The organism is Streptomyces yokosukanensis (assembly GCF_001514035.1).
Taxonomy (GTDB): domain Bacteria; phylum Actinomycetota; class Actinomycetes; order Streptomycetales; family Streptomycetaceae; genus Streptomyces; species Streptomyces yokosukanensis.
On record NZ_KQ948208.1, the window covers coordinates 468,734 to 486,724 of the forward strand.

Here is a 17,991-nt window from a genome sequence, read left to right on the forward strand (position 1 = left end):
TCCTGCGTCAGTCCTTGATCTCGCAGATCGGGGCGCCCGACGTGATGGAGGCGCCGACCTCGGCGCTCAGGCCCTTGACGGTGCCCGCCTTGTGGGCGTTCAGGGGCTGCTCCATCTTCATGGCCTCCAGGACGACGATCAGGTCGCCCTCCTTGACCTCCTGGCCCTCCTCGACGGCGACCTTGACGATCGTGCCCTGCATCGGGGAGGCGAGGGTGTCGCCGGAGGCCACCGGGCCGGACTTCTTGGCCGCGCGGCGCTTCGGCTTGGCGCCGGCCGCGAGGCCGGTGCGGGCCAGGGACATGCCGAGGGAGGCCGGGAGGGAGACCTCCAGGCGCTTGCCGCCGACCTCGACGACGACCGTCTCGCGGCTGCCCGCGTCCTCGTCCGCCTCGGCGTCGGCCGGCGCGGCGAAGGGCTTGATCTCGTTGACGAACTCGGTCTCGATCCAGCGGGTGTGGACCGTGAACGGGTCGGCGGAGCCGGTGAGTTCGGGGGCGAACGCGGCGTCCCTGACCACTGCGCGGTGGAACGGGATCGCGGTGGCCATGCCCTCGACCTGGAACTCGTCCAGGGCGCGCGCGGCCCGCTCCAGGGCCTCCTTGCGGGTGCGGCCCGTCACGATCAGCTTGGCGAGGAGGGAGTCCCAGGCGGGGCCGATGACCGAGCCGGACTCCACACCCGCGTCCAGCCGGACACCGGGGCCGGACGGCGGGTTGAAGGCCGTGACCGTACCGGGGGCGGGCAGGAAGTTGCGGCCCGGGTCCTCGCCGTTGATGCGGAACTCGAACGAATGGCCGCGCAGCTGCGGGTCGTCGTAGCCCAGCTCCTCGCCGTCGGCGATGCGGAACATCTCGCGCACGAGGTCGATGCCGGCGACCTCCTCGGTCACCGGGTGCTCGACCTGGAGGCGGGTGTTGACCTCCAGGAAGGAGATCGTGCCGTCCTGGCCGACCAGGAACTCGCAGGTGCCCGCGCCCTCGTAGCGGGCCTCTTGCAGGATGGCCTTCGAGGCGCGGTACAGCTCGGCGACCTGCTCGTCGCTCAGGAACGGCGCCGGGGCCTCCTCGACCAGCTTCTGGTGCCGGCGCTGCAGCGAGCAGTCACGGGTGGAGACGACGACCACGTTGCCGTGCTTGTCGGCCAGGCACTGGGTCTCCACGTGCCGCGGACGGTCCAGGTAACGCTCGACGAAGCACTCGCCGCGGCCGAAGGCGGCGACCGCCTCACGGACCGCCGACTCGTACAGCTCGGGGACCTCTTCGAGGGTGCGGGCGACCTTCAGGCCGCGGCCGCCGCCACCGAAGGCGGCCTTGATCGCGATGGGCAGGCCGTGCTCCTCGGCGAAGGCCACGACCTCCTCGGCACCGCTGACCGGGTCGGGCGTACCGGCCACCAGGGGGGCGCCGGCGCGCTGGGCGATGTGGCGGGCGGCGACCTTGTCGCCGAGGTCGCGGATGGCGTGCGGCGGCGGGCCGATCCAGATCAGGTCCGCGTCGAGGACCGCCTGGGCGAACTCGGCGTTCTCCGACAGGAAGCCGTAGCCCGGATGGACGGCGTCCGCGCCCGACTCGCGTGCCGCGTTCAGGACCTTCTTGATGTCCAGGTAGCTGGTCGCCGGGGTGTCACCGCCCAGGGCGAACGCCTCATCCGCGGCGCGTACATGCAGAGCGTCCCGGTCCGGGTCCGCGTAGACGGCCACGCTCGCGATCCCTGCGTCCCGACAGGCCCGGGCCACGCGGACAGCGATTTCGCCACGGTTGGCGATGAGCACCTTGCGCACGATTGAGGCTCCCTCCTTGAAACAAGCCGAGTTTAGGGACTGCCGACACGGCACATCGACCCGTCCCCAATGGTGAGCTTGCCCACACGGAGCGTGATTCGAGGCTCGCTCGCCCGCGAAAAGCCTTGTCGTACCTCGGTACGCAGGGCTCCTCCCGGAAACCCTAGCCCTGTCGTGTGGTCAAGGTCTCTGTGAGAGCGTGCTGCGCCCCACTCCGTTTCTTTGTCGAGTCCCTACGAATGGCCCAATGATTCTTTGCTGCCGCGCGAACCCTTGTCCCGGGGTTTACCCGTTAGTAGCGTTCGCGATGACTCGAACGTACCTCGGGTAACAGGCGCGGGCTTGAGAGTGGGTGGGGACCGGTGGTGCGCAGACCGGTGGCGTGGGTCGTGGCGATCGTCCTCCTGGGGGAGGCCGTCTTCGTCGCGGCGCTGAACTGGTTCCTCGGCGTGGTCGTCGACCGGCAGGACATGTCCCTGGCCGGCCTCGACCCGAACACGATGGCGACGTCCTCGAAGATCGGCGGCATCGTCTTCGGCCTCTACTTCGTGCTGTGCGCGCTGGTGGCCGTCCTGGTCGCGATACGCGACCGCGCCCCCGCGGGCTTCGGCCGTGTCCTGCTGATCAGCGTGGCGGTCGTCCACGGCCTGCTCGGCGCGTTCGCCTGGAGCATGATCGGCTGGACGGCGTTCCTGTTCCTGATGGTCGTGCTCGGCCTCGTCGTGCTGCTCCTGATGACCTACGACCGTGACGGCGGCCCGCAGCGGCCCGCCTCCGGCGCCGGGCCGGGCGGGGGCGGGGAGCCGGAGGCCGCGGCCGGGACCGGGTCGGCCGCGGCATCGGACGCGGCCGGTACCGCGACCGGGCCGGGGCGCGGTGCGCAGGAGCCGTGGGGCGGGGGCCAGGAGCCGCAGGACTCCGCGCCCGCCCAGATCACTCGGCCGGCGTCCACAACTCCGTGATACCGACGCCCAGTTCGGCCAGCAGCCTGCGCACCAGGGGCAGGCTGATACCGATCACGTTGCCGTGGTCGCCGTCGATGCCCTCGATGAACGGCGCCGAACGGCCGTCCAGGGTGAAGGCCCCGGCGACGTAGAGGGGTTCGCCGCAGGCCACGTACGCCGCGATCTCCTCGTCGCTCGGCTCACCGAAGCGGACGACAGTGGAAGCGGTCGCGGACACATACCGCTTGGCCTCCGTGTCCCAGATGCAGTGCCCCGTCTGCAGGGTCCCGGCCCGCCCGCGCATCGCCTTCCAGCGGGCGGTGGCCTCCTCGGCGTCGGCGGGCTTGCCGAGGGCCTGCCCGTCCAGCTCCAGCACCGAGTCGCAGCCGATCACCAGGGCGCCCTGTACCTCCGGCCGCGCCGCCACCACCGAGGCCTTCGCCTCGGCCAGCGCCAGCGCCAGCTCCGCCGGGGTGGGCGCGGTGACGGCGTCCTCGTCGACCCCGCTCACGATCACCTCGGGGTCGAGACCGGCCTGGCGCAGGAGGCCGAGCCGGGCGGGGGACTGGGAGGCGAGCACGAGTCGCCTGCGGCGCGAGGACCCGCGGTGCGTAGCAGTCATGCGGTCAGGTTAGCCGCGGGGCGCCGGTCGGCTCACCTCAGGCCGATGGCGATCATCGCCAGGATCATCGCCACGGCCATGAGGAAACCGAGCCGCCGGAGCATGTTCTGCGCTTCGCGCAGGTCCTCCGGCGGCTCGTCGTCCGGGTCCGACCACAGCATCCCTCCAGCGTGGGGGCTGGGCCGTGGCGGGCGCCTGAGTACGGCTACTCAATTTGATTGCCGCTCAATCGGCGCCCGGTGCACCTCAGCTCGGCCAGTACGTCCGGGTCCAGCTCGCCGGGCCCGGAGCCGGGACGTGCCGGGCCGCGATGCGGGACGGGTCCGACCACGCGTCCCTCGGCCCTGCCGCGCCGGGCGGCGTGGTCGCCACCGCCGCGGCGCGGGCGCGGACCACCGCCAGGGCGGCGGCCAGCTCCTCGGGGGTCGGATTGCCTCGTACGACCTTGATGTTCATGACCGCTCCAAAGGTCAGCGGGGCTTAGAGAGGGATGTTGCCGTGCTTCTTCGGAGGCAGGGATTCCCGCTTCGTGCGCAGCTGCCGCAGGCCGCGCACGATATGGGCGCGGGTGTCGGACGGCATGATCACCGCGTCGATGTAGCCGCGCTCGGCCGCGACGTAGGGGTTGAGCAGGGCGTCCTCGTACTCCTGGATCAGCCGGGCCCGGGTGCCCTCGCCACTTCCGGCGGACTCCGCCTCCGCGATCGTGCGGCGGTGCAGGATGTTGACCGCGCCCTGGGCGCCCATGACGGCGATCTGGGCCGTGGGCCAGGCGAGGTTGAGGTCGGCGCCCAGGTGCTTGGAGCCCATGACGTCGTACGCCCCGCCGAAGGCCTTGCGGGTGATCACGGTGATCAGCGGGACCGTCGCCTCCGCGTAGGCGTAGATCAGCTTGGCGCCGCGCCGGATGATGCCCGTGTGCTCCTGGTCGACGCCGGGGAGGAACCCGGGCACGTCGACGAAGGTGAGCACCGGGACGTTGAACGCGTCGCAGGTGCGCACGAACCGGGCGCCCTTCTCGGACGCGTCGATGTCCAGGCAGCCGGCGAACTGCATCGGCTGGTTGGCGACGATGCCGACCGGGCGGCCCTCGACGCGGCCGAAGCCGGTGACGATGTTCGGTGCGAAGAGCGACTGGGTCTCGAAGAACTCGGCGTCGTCCAGGACGTGTTCGATCACCGTGCGGATGTCGTACGGCTGGTTCGCGCTGTCCGGGACGAGGGTGTCGAGTTCGCGGTCCTCGTCGTTGACGGCGAGGTCCGCCTCCTCCGGGAAGAGCGGGGGTTCGGAGAGGTTGTTGGACGGCAGGTAGGACAGGAGCTGCTTGACGTACTCGATGGCGTCCTTCTCGTCGCCCGCCATGTGGTGCGCCACGCCGGAGGTGGCGTTGTGGGTGCGGGCGCCGCCCAGTTCCTCGAAGCCGACGTCCTCGCCGGTGACGGTCTTGATGACGTCCGGGCCGGTGATGAACATGTGCGAGGTCTGGTCGACCATGACCGTGAAGTCGGTGATCGCGGGGGAGTAGACCGCGCCACCCGCGCACGGGCCGACGACCAGGCTGATCTGCGGGATCACACCGGAGGCATGGGTGTTGCGGCGGAAGATCTCGCCGTAGGCGCCGAGGGAGGCCACGCCCTCCTGGATGCGGGCGCCACCGGAGTCGTTGATGCCGATCACCGGGCAGCCGGTCTTCAGGGCGAAGTCCATCACCTTGACGATCTTCTGGCCGTAGACCTCGCCCAGGGCGCCGCCGAAGACGGTGAAGTCCTGCGAGAAGACGGCCACGGGGCGGCCGTCCACGGTGCCGTAGCCGGTGACGACTCCGTCGCCGTACGGGCGGTTCTTCTCCAGGCCGAAGTTGGTGGAGCGGTGGCGGGCGAACTCGTCCAACTCGACGAAGGAGTCCTCGTCGAGGAGCAGCTCGATGCGCTCACGGGCCGTCAGTTTGCCCTTGGCGTGCTGCTTTTCGACGGCGCGCTCCGAGCCGGCGTGCGTCGCCTCGTGGATACGGCGCTGGAGATCCGCGAGCTTGCCCGCGGTCGTGTGGATGTCGATCCCTTGGGTCTCGTGGATCTCTTGACGCTCTTCCGGCTCGGACATCGGGATGCGGCTCCCTGCCTGCTGAAAAGGGGGGACGGTTACTCATCCGTAGAGTAGTGCTGGGCCTGTGGGTCGGCAGTGCGGCGTTTCCCACACCTAGGGTGACTTGCATGACGCCGCACAATGCATCAGACGACAGCCGCTGGTCCGACCTGGACCGCCCGCCCCTGAACGCCGCGGCACTGCGGCGCGCGCTGGTGCGGGAAGGAAGCCTGTACCGCGAGGTCGACGTGGTGCAGCGCACCGGCTCCACCAACGCCGACCTCGTCGCGCGGGCCGTCGCCGGGGCGGCCGGCGAGGGGACCGTGCTCGTGGCGGAGGAGCAGACCGCGGGCAAGGGGCGCCTGGACCGCCGGTGGACCGCGCCCCCGCGCTCGGGACTCTTCTTCTCGGTGCTGCTGCGGCCCGCCGAGGTGCCGGTGGCCCGGTGGGGCTGGCTGCCGCTGCTCACGGGAGTCGCGGTGGCGACCGGGCTGTCCCGGGCGGCGGGTGTGGACACGGCCCTGAAATGGCCGAACGACCTGCTGGTGACGGTGGGAGGAGAGGAGCGCAAGGCGGGGGGCATCCTCGCCGAGCGGGCCGGCGAGGACGGTGTCGTCATCGGCGTCGGCATCAACGTCACGCTGCGGGCGGACGAGCTGCCGGTCCCGCAGGCCGGGTCGCTGGCGCTGGCCGGGGCGGTCGGGACGGACCGGGATCCGCTGCTGCGGGCCGTGCTGCGGTCGTTGGAGGACTGGTACGGACGGTGGCGGGCGGCGGGCGGCGACCCGTCGGCCGGGGGGCTGCAGGAGGCGTATGCGGCGGGGTGCGCGACGCTCGGGCGGGCGGTGCGGGCGGAGCTGCCGGGGGATCGGGCGATCGTGGGGGAGGCCGTGGCGGTCGACGGCGACGGGCGGTTGGTCATCGCGACGGAGGCGGGGGTGCAGGAGCCGGTGGGAGCGGGGGACATCGTGCATCTGCGGCCGGCGTGAGGCGACGCGGGTGACTGCGGGGCTTGGGCGGGTGGGGGCGTGGGCGGCGCCTGGCGCGGTTGTGGGGCCGGGGCCGTGTCGTCCGGTGCCGGCGCCGGTCACCGAACACGGTGCCGGGAAGTGAACCGTCGGTCGAACCCGACGGAGTGAGCTGGCGCACACCTGCCGTAGAGTTGAGGCCGGTCGAGACCTGACCGCGGGAGATCGGAAGGGCAGCAGGCGTGACCGTCGACGACACGGGCTCCGGCGAGGGCGCGGATGCCGCCGACTCCGGCGAGGACCCGCTGGCTCTGCGCCTCGAGCAGCTCATCCTGGGCGCCGAGCGCCGCTACACCCCGTTCCAGGCTGCCCGCAGCGCCGGTGTCTCCATGGAGCTGGCGTCACGGTTCTGGCGGGCCATGGGCTTCGCCGACATCGGGCAGGCCAAGGCGCTCACCGAGGCCGACGTACTGGCGCTGCGGCGCCTCGCCGGTCTGGTGGAGGCGGGGCTGCTCAGCGAGGCCATGGCGGTGCAGGTGGCCCGGTCGACGGGGCAGACCACCGCTCGATTGGCCGAGTGGCAGATGGATTCCTTTCTGGAGGGGCTGACCGAGCCGCCGGAGCCGGGCATGACCCGGACCGAGGTGACGTATCCGATCGTCGAGCTGCTCCTGCCCGAGCTGGAGGAGTTCCTGGTCTATGTCTGGCGGCGTCAGCTCGCCGCCTCTGCCGGACGTGTCGTGCAGTCGGCCGACGACGAGGAGATGGTCGACCGGCGGCTCGCCGTCGGCTTCGCCGACCTCGTCGGGTTCACCCGGCTGACCCGGCGGATGGAGGAGGAGGAGCTGGGCGAGCTGGTCGAGGCGTTCGAGACCACCGCGGCCGATCTGGTGGCCGCGCGTGGCGGCCGGCTCATCAAGACGCTCGGCGACGAGGTGCTGTACGCGGCGGACGACGCCGGTACGGCCGCGGACATCGCGCTGCGGCTGGTGGAGACGCTGTCGAACGACGAGACGATGCCCGAGCTGCGGGTCGGCATGGCGTTCGGCACGGTCACCACTCGTATGGGTGATGTGTTCGGTACGACGGTGAACCTGGCCTCCCGGCTGACGTCGATAGCACCCCGGGACGCCGTGCTGGTGGACAGCGCCTTCGCCGAGGAGCTGATCCGCTCCGGCGAGGCGCCCGCCTCGGAGGCGGAGGCGGCCGAGGCCGCGGCGACCGCCGAGAAGGAGGGCGAGGAGCCGCCGGTGTACCGCTTCGCGCTGCAGCCGATGTGGCAGCGCCCGGTGCGCGGGCTCGGTGTGGTCGAGCCCTGGCTGCTCGCCCGCCGCGAGGAACAGTCCTAGGGCCTGTCGAGACGGGGAGCCACGGGCGGCACGGGGGGCGCGGGCCCGGCCTGGGCCGCGCAGGTCCCGTGGGCGACAAGGCCTAGTGGTCGTCGGAAAGGTCCACGCACAGGCCCAGTGCCGGGACGCACCAGCCGTCCGGCGCGTGGGTCGGTGCGCTGCGGGTGGGTGTCGGGGTGGTCGGCGCGGGGTGCGCGGTCGTGGGCGCCGGGTGCGGGGTCGAGGGCGGCGCGGAGGGCGGCCGGGGTGTGCCGGGGGTGGCGGTCGGGCCGGTCGGGAGGGTCCTGCCGGACGCCGGTGCGGGCGGGCTCGGTGTGGTTGCGGCCGGGGACGCGGGGGTCGGTGCGGGGCTTCTGCCGCCCAGGACGGAGACCGCCGAGGGCGCTGCGCCCGGCGCTTTCGTGGTCGTGGTGCCCGTCGCGTGGTCCGTGGCGCCGTCGGCCGTGCCGACGTGGGGTTCGGCCTCCGCCGTGCCCGGGGAGCCGACCCCCGGATCCGGGGTGACCCGGAGCAGGGTGAGCGCGCCCGCCGCGAGGGCGAGGCCGCCGGCGGCGAGCAGCGTCTTGCGGGGGCGCGGTTTGCGGTGCCGTCCGCGGCGTACGCCCGACGAGCCGTCCTCCGGATCGGACTGTGCACGTATCGGTGACATGGTTCCCCTCCCCGCCGCGCGCCGCGGGGCGGCGTGGCGCAGGCACGCTATGCGGTCCTGTGGGTGATGTGGGGTGAGACGGGCGGGATGTCACTCGAACGGGCGTAGCCCCCTGGGGTTTCCCGGCGTCGGGTGCGGCTGCGATGATCAGGCCGACAGTGCGTTAACCCGCGTTAACACATGAGCCGGAGGGTGCCATGAGCGAGGAGCGGTTCGGGGAGTTCGTGCTGGTGCGGCGGCACGGGCATGTCGCGGAGCTGGTGCTGGACCGGCCCAAGGCCATGAACGCCGTCTCCACGGAGATGGCCCGGTCGCTCGGCGGTGCGTGTGCGGCGCTGGCCGCCGACCGCGATGCGCGCGTGGTGGTCCTGACGTCGTCGCACGAACGGTCGTTCTGTGTCGGGGCGGATCTGAAGGAGCGGAACTCGTTCAGCGACGCCGAGTTGGTGCGGCAGCGGCCGGTGGCGCGCGGGGCGTACACCGGGGTGCTGGAGCTGCCGATGCCGACGATCGCGGCGGTGCACGGGTTCGCGCTCGGCGGCGGTTTCGAACTGGCCCTGTCCTGCGATCTGATCGTGGCCGACCCCACGGCGGTGGTGGGGCTGCCGGAGGTGTCCGTCGGTGTGATCCCCGGGGGCGGCGGTACGCAGCTGCTGCCGCGGCGGGTCGGGGCGGCGCGCGCGGCCGAGCTGATCTTCTCGGCGCGGCGGGTGGCGGCGGCGGAGGCGGCCGAACTGGGGCTGGTCGACCAGCTGGTGGACGAGGGCCGTGACCGGGAGGAGGCGCTGGCGCTGGCCGCCCGGATCGCCGGGAACTCGCCGGTCGGGCTGCGGGCCGCCAAGCGGGCGCTGCGCCTTGGGCACGGGCTGGATCTGCGGGCCGGCCTGGAGGTCGAGGATGCGGCATGGCGGTCGGTGGCGTTCTCGGGGGACCGCGCGGAGGGCGTGGCGGCCTTCAACGAGAAGCGCACGCCGCAGTGGCCGGGAGAGTAGGGGCACCGCCCCTGCCCCTGCTTCTGTTCCTGCACCTGTTCGCCTCACCGGTGTCACGAATCCACCAAAACCTCCCTAACCTGGAGTAATGGGTGAGGACCAGCGGCTCGCCGACGTCGTGACGCTCGCGCAGGGCATGGCGGCGGCGCGCACCTCGCGGGAGTCGTGGCAGGCCGCCGCGCTCGGCGCCTGCCGTGCACTGGACGGCAGCTTCGCCGCGCTGTCGGTGTGGGAGCGGGAGCTGGGCCGGCTGCGCGTCCTCGTGAACGTGGGGGACCGGCGCACCGACGAGGAGGAGTTCCCCGAGGCCGAGGCCTACCCGGTGCACCAGTTCCCGGAGATCACCGAGTTCCTGCACGAGCGGTGGGCCGGAGGGGGCGGGCCGAACGCGTGGGTGGAGACGGCCGAGGGGACCGCCGCCGGTACCCCCGGCTACTTCCATCACCGGGTCGCCGCCCTGCGCCGCCGGGGCCGCGGCTGCTGTGTCGTCGCCCCGGTCGTGCTGCACGGCAGGGCCTGGGGCGAGTTGTACGTCGCCCGCGCCGTCAAGGTCCCCGTGTTCGACCGGGCCGACGCCGACTTCGCCACCGTGCTGGCCGCCGTCGTCGCCGCGGGGCTCGCGCAGACCGAGCGGCTGGAGGAGGCCCGCCGGCTTGCGTACACCGACGCCCTCACCGGACTCGCCAACCGCCGTGCCGTGGACGTACGCCTGGAGGAGGCCGTCGAGCGGCATCGCACGGGCGGCGCGGTCGTCAGTCTCGTCGTGTGCGACCTCAACGGGTTGAAGCGGGTCAACGACACCCTCGGGCACGCCGTCGGCGACCGGCTGCTGGAACGCTTCGGCTCGGTGCTGTCGCTGTGCGGGGCGATGGTGCCGGGCGCGCTGGTCGCGCGGCTCGGCGGGGACGAGTTCTGCCTCCTCGCCGTCGGGTCGCCGGCCGACGAGGTCGTCGAGGCCGCCGGCGAACTCTGCCGCAGGGCAGGGGAGTTGGAACTTGGGGAAGGGGTCGCCTGCGGGGTCGCCTCGACCCAGGATCCGATCGGGGAGGTGTGCGACGCCCGGCGGCTGTTCCGGCTCGCCGACGCCGCCCAGTACCGGGCCAAGGCCCTGCGCGCCGACCGGCCGGTGGTCGCGGGCCGGGAGGGGCCGGAGGATCCCGTCGTACGGCTGGCGGACGAGCCGTCGCCCTCGCGTGCCGAGCGGCGCCGGTTCCGCGGTCGCACCCCATGAGGCGAAGCCCACACGGATCGGTAAGGGTCACCCCCATTCCGCACTAGTGACATCGCCGCATTCAATGCGTACGCTCCTGAATATGGATATGCACACTGTGGTGGTGGGGACGTCCGGTGTCACGGCGTCCGACGTTCTCGCCGTGGCGCGCGGCGGTGCCCGCATCGAGCTGTCGGCGGAGGCGGTCGCGGCCCTCGCGGCGGCCCGGGAGATCGTGGACGCGCTCGCGGCCAAGCCGGACCCGGTCTACGGCGTCTCCACCGGCTTCGGCGCGCTGGCGACCCGGCACATCAGCCAGGAACTCCGTGCCCAGCTGCAGCGCAACATCGTCCGCTCGCACGCCGCCGGCATGGGCCCGCGGGTGGAGCGGGAAGTCGTACGGGCCCTGATGTTCCTGCGGCTGAAGACCGTCTGCTCCGGGCACACCGGCGTCCGGCCCGAGGTCGCGCAGACCATGGCCGATGTGCTGAACGCCGGGATCACCCCGGTCGTGCACGAGTACGGCTCCCTCGGCTGCTCCGGCGACCTGGCCCCGCTGTCCCACTGCGCCCTGACCCTCATGGGCGAGGGCGACGCGGAAGGCCCCGACGGCAGCGTCCGCCCGGCCGCGGAACTGCTCGCCGAGCACGGGATCCAGCCCGTCGAGCTGCGCGAGAAGGAGGGCCTCGCCCTCCTCAACGGCACCGACGGCATGCTCGGCATGCTGGTCATGGCCCTCGCCGACCTCGACACCCTCTACAAGTCCGCCGACGTCACCGCCGCCCTCAGCCTGGAGGCGCTGCTCGGGACGGACAAGGTGCTCGCGCCGGAGCTGCATGCCATCCGCCCGCATCCGGGCCAGGGCGCCTCCGCCGCCAACATGCTGGCCGTGCTGCGGGGTTCCGGTCTCACCGGGCACCACCAGGACGGCGCCCCGCGCGTCCAGGACGCCTACTCGGTGCGCTGCGCCCCGCAGGTCGCCGGCGCCGGACGGGACACCATGGCGCACGCCCGGCTGGTCGCCGAGCGCGAGCTGGCCTCCGCCGTCGACAACCCCGTCGTGCTGCCCGACGGGCGCGTGGAGTCCAACGGCAACTTCCACGGCGCGCCCGTGGCCTACGTCCTGGACTTCCTCGCCATCGCCGCCGCCGACCTCGGCTCCATCGCCGAGCGCCGCACCGACCGGCTGCTGGACAAGAACCGCAGCCACGGGCTTCCGCCCTTCCTCGCCGACGACGCGGGTGTCGACTCCGGCCTGATGATCGCCCAGTACACGCAGGCCGCGCTGGTCAGCGAGATGAAGCGGCTCGCCGTACCGGCCTCCGCGGACTCCATCCCGTCCTCCGCCATGCAGGAGGACCATGTGTCCATGGGCTGGTCGGCCGCGCGCAAGCTGCGCACCGCCGTCGGCAACCTCACCCGGATCATCGCCATCGAGCTGTACGCGGCCACCCGCGCCATCGAGCTGCGCGAGGGCCTCACCCCGGCGCCCGCGTCCCAGGCCGTCATCGATGCCGCCCGCGCCGCCGGTGTGCAGGGCCCCGGCCCGGACCGCTTCCTGGCGCCCGACCTGGCCGCCGCCGACGCCTTCGTGCGCGGGGGCCACGTCGTCGCCGCGGTGGAGTCGGTCACCGGCCCGCTGCAGTAGCGCTCCGGCACGAGAACAGGGGCCCCGCTGTGCGCGGGGCCCCTGTTCTCGTGTCACTTCAGCTTGGTCTGCTGGGCTTTGACGACCTCCGGCGAGACCGTGTACGCCTTCTTGTCCAGCATCGCGCCCAGGTTCGTCGTGAAGTAGACCGACAGGGTGCTCCCGGTCCGCACGACCTCGGTGTGGACGGGCGCCGCGTCGGCGCCGTTGGTGTCCGTCATCGCGGAGAACGCCACCGCCCCGTCCCCGGTGCCCAAGGCCTTCTCGCCGGTGACCTCGGTGAACCTCATCTTCGTCCCCGACTGCTGGGCCGGGAAGCCGCTCGCGCAGGCCTTGACGGCGGTGGAGACCGCCGTGAGGGCCCTCTCGGCGCCGTCCCCGTCGTACGAGGCCAGGGTGACCGTGGTGACGTCCCGGTCCAGGGACTTCTTCATCGTCTCCTTGAACTTCCCCTCGTCGAGGTCGTCCAGGGAGGTCGGCCCGGCCGAGGGGGACTTCTTCTGGTTCTCCATGGCCATCCGGTCGGCCTTCGCCGCCGCGTCGAGCGGCGGGAGCCCGCTCATCACCCGGGCCAGCGGCCTGCACCGGGCGCCGTCGGTCGTGATCGGCTTGGCGCGCGTGGCCGGCACCGGCTCCACCTTGTACCCGGACACATCGCCCTCGGCGATGATCAGCTTCTTCAGCTCCGCGCCGCTCAGCGCCTTCGCGGCGGGCTCGGAATGCCGTGCATCCCCGTTGCCGCAGCCTGCTACAAGGGCGAACGACAGCGCACCCACAACCGCGGTGGCGCACAGCCGCACACCCGATGATCTCTTCATGGGCGAACTATGTTCGGGTCGCCAAAGAATCGTCAAGGCAAATTAAAAGCCCATGCGTTCACGGCGCACCGAATACACCACAAAGGCCGCGCCCACACCGAGGAAGAGGGTGCCACCGACGACGTACGGCGTGGTGTCGATGCTCCCGGTGTCGGCCAGTTCGGTGTCGTCCGCGGCATCCCGCGCGGTCTCCGCGGTCGCCTGGGACACCGCCCTGGCCTGCTGTGTCATCTGGGTGGTGGAGGCTTCCGTGCTCGTTCTGGCCCAGTCCTGCGAGGCGTTCGCGGACGGGACGAACCACAGCGCGCACAACAGGGTGCCCGCGGCGGTGGCGGTCAGCAGCGGACGGCGAGCGGATGCCACGGAATATCGATCCCCTTGTGACGCTGGCGAATTGGCCGTGTGGGGCGATGTTAGTGAAAGTCGCGGGTCACAGGAAAGTCACGGGAGGTTTCGGTCGTACGCTCACGCCATGAACGCTGAAGAGACATCACGTTTTGTACGGCTTCGTGTGGAGCTGGTCCTCGAAGTGCGGGACGAGGGCGAGCTGACCAAGGCCGCGCTGGGCCGGCTCGCCGCGGATCCGGAGCTGCAGCAGGCCGAGCGGACCCAGTCCGAGGCGGCTGTGACGGAAGACACCGCGGAGGCCCTCGCCTATCTCGTCGACCCGTTCGACCTGGTCGGCGAGGTGCCCGGGGTGGAGCTGCAGCAGGCCTCCTGGTCGAGCGAGCGGATCGACTACGACCCGGATTCGCCGGACTGGGACCTGGACGAGGATGATGAGGAGGACGACGAGGAAGAGGGCGGCATCGGCTGAGCGTCCCGGGGTACTTCTGACCCCGGACGGCAACCGCCGTCCGGGGTTTCGCCGTCTCAGGGGACGCACGACCGACTCCCGCACCACTCGTACCTCCCGCACCACTGGTACCACCCGGACCGTCCGCGCCCGGTGGACGTGGTGTGCCCCACAGATCCAGCGGATGTGGAACGGGACCGTACGGCCGTAGCGTTGAGGGTTCGGACGGGGACACTCGGGGTTTTTGGCGATTCGGCAACGATGGAGAAGCGTGTGATGACGGACGGTAAGCGGCGCAGGGGCCTCGTGGCCGCGTCCGCTCTGCTCGGCGGTGTGCTGGTGCTCACGGCGTGTTCCGGTGGCGACGACAAGTCCTCCGGCGGCGACAAGGGCGACTCCTCGCAGGCCCAGGCCGACGCGGCCGCGGCGAAGAAGTCCTCCGAGGCGCAGATCACGATCACGCCCAAGGACGGCTCCGACAACGCCTCGATCAACAACTCCGCCGCCGTCACGGTCAGCAAGGGCACCCTCACCGGTGTCACGATGACCACCGAGAGCGGCACGGCCGTCGCCGGTCAGCTCTCCGCCGACAAGACCAGCTGGAAGCCCAGTGCCCAGCTGGACCGCTCCACCACCTACAAGGTCGCCGCCGAGGCCAAGGACTCCCAGGGCCGCATAGCCCATGAGAACGCCTCCTTCACCACGGTCTCCCCGGCCAACAGCTTCATCGGCACCTACACCCCCGACGACGGCTCGACGGTCGGTGTCGGCATGCCGGTCTCGATCAACTTCGACAAGGCGATCACCAACAAGGCGGCCGTGCAGAAGGGCATCACGGTCAGCACCAGCAGCGGCCAGGAGGTCGCCTGCCACTGGTTCGACGCCAACCGCATGGACTGCCGCCCGGAGCAGTACTGGAAGGCGGGCTCCACCGTCACGCTGAAGCTGGCGCTCGACGGCGTCGAGGGCGCGCCCGGCATCCACGGTGTCCAGCAGAAGACGGTCACCTTCCACATCGGCCGCAACCAGGTCTCGTACGTCGACGCGAAGACCAAGCAGATGAAGGTCACGCAGGACGGCAAGGTCGTCAAGACCATTCCGATCTCCGCGGGCTCCCCCGAGCACACCACGTACGAGGGGCAGATGGTGATCTCCGAGAAGTTCACCCAGACCCGGATGAACGGCGCGACGGTCGGCTTCAAGGACTCCGACGGCAAGGGCGAGTACGACATCAAGGACGTGCCGCACGCCATGCGTCTGACCAGCTCCGGCACCTTCATCCACGGCAATTACTGGGGCGCGCCGTCCGTGTTCGGCAACGTCAACACCAGCCACGGCTGTGTCGGTCTGCAGGACGCCAAGGGCGCGGGCGACGCGAGCACCCCGGCCGCCTGGTTCTACGGCCACTCCCTGATCGGTGACGTGGTGGTCGTCCAGAACACCGGCGACAAGACCGTCGCGCCGGACAACGGCCTCAACGGCTGGAACATGAACTGGGCCCAGTGGAAGGCCGGTTCGGCCGTCTGACGGCTTCCTCGCAGCGTTCCGGTGCCGCCCTTCGGGGCGGCATCGGTGTGTGCGGCCACGGCTTCTCATGCTCCTTTTATGCGGGCCTTAGGGTGCCGTCACGGTCCGTCCCTAGCTTGCGGCCATGTTCTTCACCTACCTGAGGCGCGAACTGCGCCGCCGCAGAAAGGCGGCCCTCGTCGTCGCCTCCGGACTCGCGCTGGGCATCGCGCTGGTCATCGTGGTCAACTCCGTGTCCAACGGCATGGGGAAGGCCCAGGACAAGGTCCTGCAGTCGCTGTACGGCCTGGGGACGGACATGACCGTCACCAAGGCGCAGACACCGACCGGCAGCAGCTCGCAGCGGCCGCGCTTCCAGTTCGACGCGCGGGGCGACGGCGACGCGTCGACCCAGAGCAGCGACCGGGTCATGGTGCAGGGCTTCACCACGCTCGCCTCCTCGACGGTCGACAAGGTCGCCGGGCAGACGGGCGTGTCGCAGGCCGTCGGCGGGCTCAGCCTCAACGTCTTCCGGGTCGACGGCCAGTTCACCCGCGGTCAGTTCCAGCAGAGCGGGGGCGGGGGATTCCAGCGCGGCGAAAGCCGGCCGCAGGGTGAGGTCAAGGGCGGCGGCGCCGACTTCGGCATCAACAACTACACGGTCTACGGCACCGACGTCACCCACACCACGATCGGCCCGCTGACCTCCTCGAAGATCACCAGCGGCCGCGCCTTCAAGGCCACCGAGACGAACGCCGAGGTGGCGGTGGCCGACTCGGCGTACGCCAAGGAGAAGAAGTACAAGGTCGGTTCGACCGTCACGGTCAAGGGCACCAAGTTCACGGTGATCGGCATCGCCACCGCCGACAGCGGTGACTCGGCCGCCAACCTGTACATCCCGCTGAAGCGGGCGCAGACCCTCGCCGACGAGAAGGACAAGGTCACCACGGTCTACGTCAAGGCGACCGACTCCCAGAAGATCGACTCCGTCAAGAGCGCCATCCAGAAGAACGTCTCCGGTACGACGGTCACCACCTCCTCCGACCTCGCCAAGACGGTCTCGGGCTCGCTGTCCACCGCGTCCTCCCTCGCCACCAAGGTCGGCAGGTGGCTGTCGATCGCCGTCCTGGTGGCCGCGTTCCTGGTGGCCGGACTGCTGACCTCCTCGGCGGTCTCCCGCCGCGTCCGCGAGTTCGGCACGCTCAAGGCGCTGGGCTGGAAGTCGGGCCGGGTGACCCGGCAGGTGGTCGGCGAGGCCGTCGTCAACGGCATGGTCGGCGGCGTCCTCGGCATCGCCCTCGGTCTCGCGGGCGCGTACGCCGTCACGGCCGTCAGCCCGACCTTGCAGGCCCAGCTGGGCGGCGGCACCGGCGGTGGCGGCTTCGGCGGCGGCGCGGGCGGCGGCGGTGGCTTCGGCGGCCCCGGCCGCCGGGCGGCGAAGACCCTGGAGGTCGCCCTGACGGCGCCGGTCAGCGTCACGACGATCGCCCTGGCCGTGTGCCTGGCGGTGGCGGGCGGGCTCATCGCCGGTGCCTTCGGCGGCTGGCGGGCGAGCCGGCTCCGTCCGGCGGACGCGCTGAGGCGGGTGGAATGACGGCCGCTTCCTGACATCGCGCAACCACCCCGAACCTCCCCCGGAGCCACCATGTACGAACTCAGAAACGTGACCAAGCGCTACGCCCGAGGCAAGGACACCGTCCACGCCCTGGACGGAGTCGACCTCACCATCGGCGACGGCGACCGCCTCGTCATCCAGGGTCCCACCGGCGGCGGGAAGTCCACCCTCCTGCAGATGCTCGGCGCACTGGACCGCCCCACCTCGGGCGAAGTCGTCCTGGACGGCATCGACTTGGCCAAGCTCAACGAGGCCCGGCTGACCCGGGTCCGCAGCGAGAACATCGGCTTCGTCTTCCAGTCCTTCAACCTCATCCCCACCCTCACCGCCCAGGAGAACGTCGAGACGGCTCTCGTCCCCCTCGGCATCAAGACCAAGGAGCGCCGCGAACTCGCCGCCGAGGCCCTGCACTCCGTCGGCCTCGGCGAACGCCTCGCCCATCTCCCCGGCGAGATGTCCGGCGGGCAGCAGCAGCGCGTCGCCATCGCCCGAGCCCTGGTGAAGAAGCCCAAGGTGCTGCTCGCCGACGAACCGACCGGCAACCTCGACGAGGGCATGCGCGACGAGATCATGGACGTACTGGAGCGCCTGTGGAAGGAGCACGGGTTGACCTTCATCATGGTCACCCACGACTCCTCGATCGCGAAGAAGGCCCCACGGCTGGCCACCATCCGCAAAGGCAAGATCACGGTAAAGGAGAACGCCGGCGCCTGACGGCCCGTGACACCGGCCGTTCACCCGGTACTTCGCGGTTCTGTAACGGTGTCCGGGACGCGGCGTAACAGTTTTCCTTCTCTCTTTCTTACCGTCCTTTCGTCTATTGAGCCGTCAGACGACCCCCCGGCATACTGCGTGATCCCGGGGGGTCGACGTACGCGCGTACGAGACCGTCCCTGGCCGGACGAACGGGGAATTCGCCCGGTACTCCATCTCCAGGGGGAGAACTTGCGCAGACAAGTGAAGAGTGCTGCTGCGGCCTGCGTGGCCGCGGCCGCAGCCGTCGCCCTCG

The 17,991-nt window shown here is 71.3% G+C and carries 18 protein-coding genes; 10 read left to right on the forward strand and 8 right to left on the reverse strand.

Annotated elements, in window-relative coordinates; translation table 11 throughout:
- Positions 1-7 precede the first annotated feature (7 nt).
- The gene (locus AQI95_RS08760; protein WP_067119969.1) at positions 8-1,783 is read right to left on the reverse strand and encodes an acetyl/propionyl/methylcrotonyl-CoA carboxylase subunit alpha; all 1,776 of its coding nucleotides are present in this window, start codon (positions 1,781-1,783) and stop codon (positions 8-10) included.
- 362 nt (positions 1,784-2,145) lie between these two features.
- On the opposite strand from AQI95_RS08760, the gene AQI95_RS08765 reads away from it, so the two are divergent.
- Positions 2,146-2,745, forward strand: a complete 600-nt coding sequence (locus tag AQI95_RS08765; RefSeq protein WP_244188670.1) for a hypothetical protein — start codon at positions 2,146-2,148, stop codon at positions 2,743-2,745.
- Here the strand turns inward: AQI95_RS08765 and AQI95_RS08770 are convergent.
- From AQI95_RS08770 to AQI95_RS08780, 4 genes are all read right to left on the reverse strand, one after another.
- Positions 2,717-3,349, reverse strand: coding sequence for a Maf family protein (locus tag AQI95_RS08770; protein ID WP_107121576.1), 633 nt, complete (start codon positions 3,347-3,349; stop codon positions 2,717-2,719). The genes AQI95_RS08765 and AQI95_RS08770 overlap by 29 nt on opposite strands.
- 32 nt (positions 3,350-3,381) lie before the next feature.
- A complete protein-coding gene (gene mmpB / locus AQI95_RS49800) occupies positions 3,382-3,510 on the reverse strand; it encodes a morphogenic membrane protein MmpB (RefSeq protein WP_279616997.1) in 129 nt (42 codons plus the stop codon).
- 85 nt (positions 3,511-3,595) lie between these two features.
- A complete protein-coding gene (locus tag AQI95_RS08775; RefSeq protein WP_067119975.1) occupies positions 3,596-3,805 on the reverse strand; it encodes an acyl-CoA carboxylase epsilon subunit in 210 nt (69 codons plus the stop codon).
- A gap of 24 nt (positions 3,806-3,829) precedes the next feature.
- Positions 3,830-5,449: an acyl-CoA carboxylase subunit beta gene (locus AQI95_RS08780; RefSeq protein ID WP_067119977.1), complete on the reverse strand. Its 1,620-nt coding sequence runs from the start codon at positions 5,447-5,449 to the stop codon at positions 3,830-3,832.
- Positions 5,450-5,559: 110 nt separating this feature from the next.
- Here AQI95_RS08780 and AQI95_RS08785 point away from each other — a divergent pair, with 110 nt between their 5' ends.
- Together AQI95_RS08785 and AQI95_RS08790 are read left to right on the forward strand one after the other, a co-directional pair.
- Positions 5,560-6,420, forward strand: coding sequence for a biotin--[acetyl-CoA-carboxylase] ligase (locus AQI95_RS08785; protein ID WP_067119980.1), 861 nt, complete (start codon positions 5,560-5,562; stop codon positions 6,418-6,420).
- A 221-nt stretch (positions 6,421-6,641) separates the two neighbouring features.
- Entirely contained in the window at positions 6,642-7,748 is a 1,107-nt protein-coding gene (locus tag AQI95_RS08790) for an adenylate/guanylate cyclase domain-containing protein (RefSeq protein WP_067119983.1), read from the forward strand.
- 82 nt (positions 7,749-7,830) lie between these two features.
- On the opposite strand, the gene AQI95_RS08795 is transcribed toward AQI95_RS08790, so the two are convergent.
- A complete protein-coding gene (locus tag AQI95_RS08795; protein ID WP_244188671.1) occupies positions 7,831-8,397 on the reverse strand; it encodes a hypothetical protein in 567 nt (188 codons plus the stop codon).
- A 197-nt stretch (positions 8,398-8,594) separates the two neighbouring features.
- Between AQI95_RS08795 and AQI95_RS08800 the strand changes: the two genes are divergently transcribed.
- The 3 genes from AQI95_RS08800 to hutH all read left to right on the forward strand — a co-directional run bounded on the left by AQI95_RS08800 (position 8,595) and on the right by hutH (position 12,247).
- Positions 8,595-9,389: an enoyl-CoA hydratase/isomerase family protein gene (locus AQI95_RS08800; RefSeq protein WP_067119986.1), complete on the forward strand. Its 795-nt coding sequence runs from the start codon at positions 8,595-8,597 to the stop codon at positions 9,387-9,389.
- A gap of 88 nt (positions 9,390-9,477) precedes the next feature.
- Entirely contained in the window at positions 9,478-10,620 is a 1,143-nt protein-coding gene (locus AQI95_RS08805) for a GGDEF domain-containing protein (protein WP_067119989.1), read from the forward strand.
- A gap of 88 nt (positions 10,621-10,708) precedes the next feature.
- Positions 10,709-12,247 carry a histidine ammonia-lyase gene (gene hutH, locus AQI95_RS08810; RefSeq protein ID WP_067119992.1) on the forward strand — a complete coding sequence of 513 codons (1,539 nt, stop codon included), beginning with the start codon at positions 10,709-10,711 and terminating at the stop codon, positions 12,245-12,247.
- Between the two features lie 53 nt (positions 12,248-12,300).
- Here the strand turns inward: hutH and AQI95_RS08815 are convergent, their stop codons facing one another.
- On the reverse strand, positions 12,301-13,065 hold the full coding sequence (locus AQI95_RS08815) for a hypothetical protein (protein ID WP_244188672.1): 765 nt from the start codon (positions 13,063-13,065) through the stop codon (positions 12,301-12,303).
- Positions 13,066-13,107: 42 nt separating this feature from the next.
- On the reverse strand, positions 13,108-13,428 hold the full coding sequence (locus tag AQI95_RS08820; protein WP_067119998.1) for an LPXTG cell wall anchor domain-containing protein: 321 nt from the start codon (positions 13,426-13,428) through the stop codon (positions 13,108-13,110).
- A gap of 109 nt (positions 13,429-13,537) precedes the next feature.
- On the opposite strand from AQI95_RS08820, the gene AQI95_RS08825 reads away from it, so the two are divergent.
- From AQI95_RS08825 to AQI95_RS08840, 4 genes are all read left to right on the forward strand, one after another.
- Positions 13,538-13,882: a hypothetical protein gene (locus AQI95_RS08825; protein WP_067120001.1), complete on the forward strand. Its 345-nt coding sequence runs from the start codon at positions 13,538-13,540 to the stop codon at positions 13,880-13,882.
- A 255-nt stretch (positions 13,883-14,137) separates the two neighbouring features.
- A complete protein-coding gene (locus AQI95_RS08830) occupies positions 14,138-15,388 on the forward strand; it encodes a L,D-transpeptidase (RefSeq protein WP_067120003.1) in 1,251 nt (416 codons plus the stop codon).
- 124 nt (positions 15,389-15,512) lie between these two features.
- A complete protein-coding gene (locus AQI95_RS08835; RefSeq protein WP_067120005.1) occupies positions 15,513-16,961 on the forward strand; it encodes an ABC transporter permease in 1,449 nt (482 codons plus the stop codon).
- 51 nt (positions 16,962-17,012) lie between these two features.
- On the forward strand, positions 17,013-17,696 hold the full coding sequence (locus tag AQI95_RS08840) for an ABC transporter ATP-binding protein (RefSeq protein WP_067120007.1): 684 nt from the start codon (positions 17,013-17,015) through the stop codon (positions 17,694-17,696).
- Positions 17,697-17,991 lie beyond the last annotated feature (295 nt).

Excerpts from the sequence above, each read along its gene's own strand:
- AQI95_RS08775 (WP_067119975.1), bottom strand. The coding sequence starts at position 3,805 with ATGAACATCAAGGTCGTACGAGGCAATCCGACCCCCGAGGAGCTGGCC.
- AQI95_RS08825 (WP_067120001.1), top strand. The coding sequence starts at position 13,538 with ATGAACGCTGAAGAGACATCACGTTTTGTACGGCTTCGTGTGGAGCTG.
- AQI95_RS08815 (WP_244188672.1), bottom strand. The coding sequence starts at position 13,065 with ATGAAGAGATCATCGGGTGTGCGGCTGTGCGCCACCGCGGTTGTGGGT.
- hutH (WP_067119992.1), top strand. The coding sequence starts at position 10,709 with ATGCACACTGTGGTGGTGGGGACGTCCGGTGTCACGGCGTCCGACGTT.
- AQI95_RS08805 (WP_067119989.1), top strand. The coding sequence starts at position 9,478 with ATGGGTGAGGACCAGCGGCTCGCCGACGTCGTGACGCTCGCGCAGGGC.
- mmpB (WP_279616997.1), bottom strand. The coding sequence starts at position 3,510 with ATGCTGTGGTCGGACCCGGACGACGAGCCGCCGGAGGACCTGCGCGAA.
- AQI95_RS08785 (WP_067119980.1), top strand. The coding sequence starts at position 5,560 with ATGACGCCGCACAATGCATCAGACGACAGCCGCTGGTCCGACCTGGAC.
- AQI95_RS08770 (WP_107121576.1), bottom strand. The coding sequence starts at position 3,349 with ATGACTGCTACGCACCGCGGGTCCTCGCGCCGCAGGCGACTCGTGCTC.
- AQI95_RS08830 (WP_067120003.1), top strand. The coding sequence starts at position 14,138 with ATGACGGACGGTAAGCGGCGCAGGGGCCTCGTGGCCGCGTCCGCTCTG.
- AQI95_RS08840 (WP_067120007.1), top strand. The coding sequence starts at position 17,013 with ATGTACGAACTCAGAAACGTGACCAAGCGCTACGCCCGAGGCAAGGAC.
- AQI95_RS08835 (WP_067120005.1), top strand. The coding sequence starts at position 15,513 with ATGTTCTTCACCTACCTGAGGCGCGAACTGCGCCGCCGCAGAAAGGCG.
- AQI95_RS08780 (WP_067119977.1), bottom strand. The coding sequence starts at position 5,449 with ATGTCCGAGCCGGAAGAGCGTCAAGAGATCCACGAGACCCAAGGGATC.
- AQI95_RS08800 (WP_067119986.1), top strand. The coding sequence starts at position 8,595 with ATGAGCGAGGAGCGGTTCGGGGAGTTCGTGCTGGTGCGGCGGCACGGG.
- AQI95_RS08795 (WP_244188671.1), bottom strand. The coding sequence starts at position 8,397 with ATGTCACCGATACGTGCACAGTCCGATCCGGAGGACGGCTCGTCGGGC.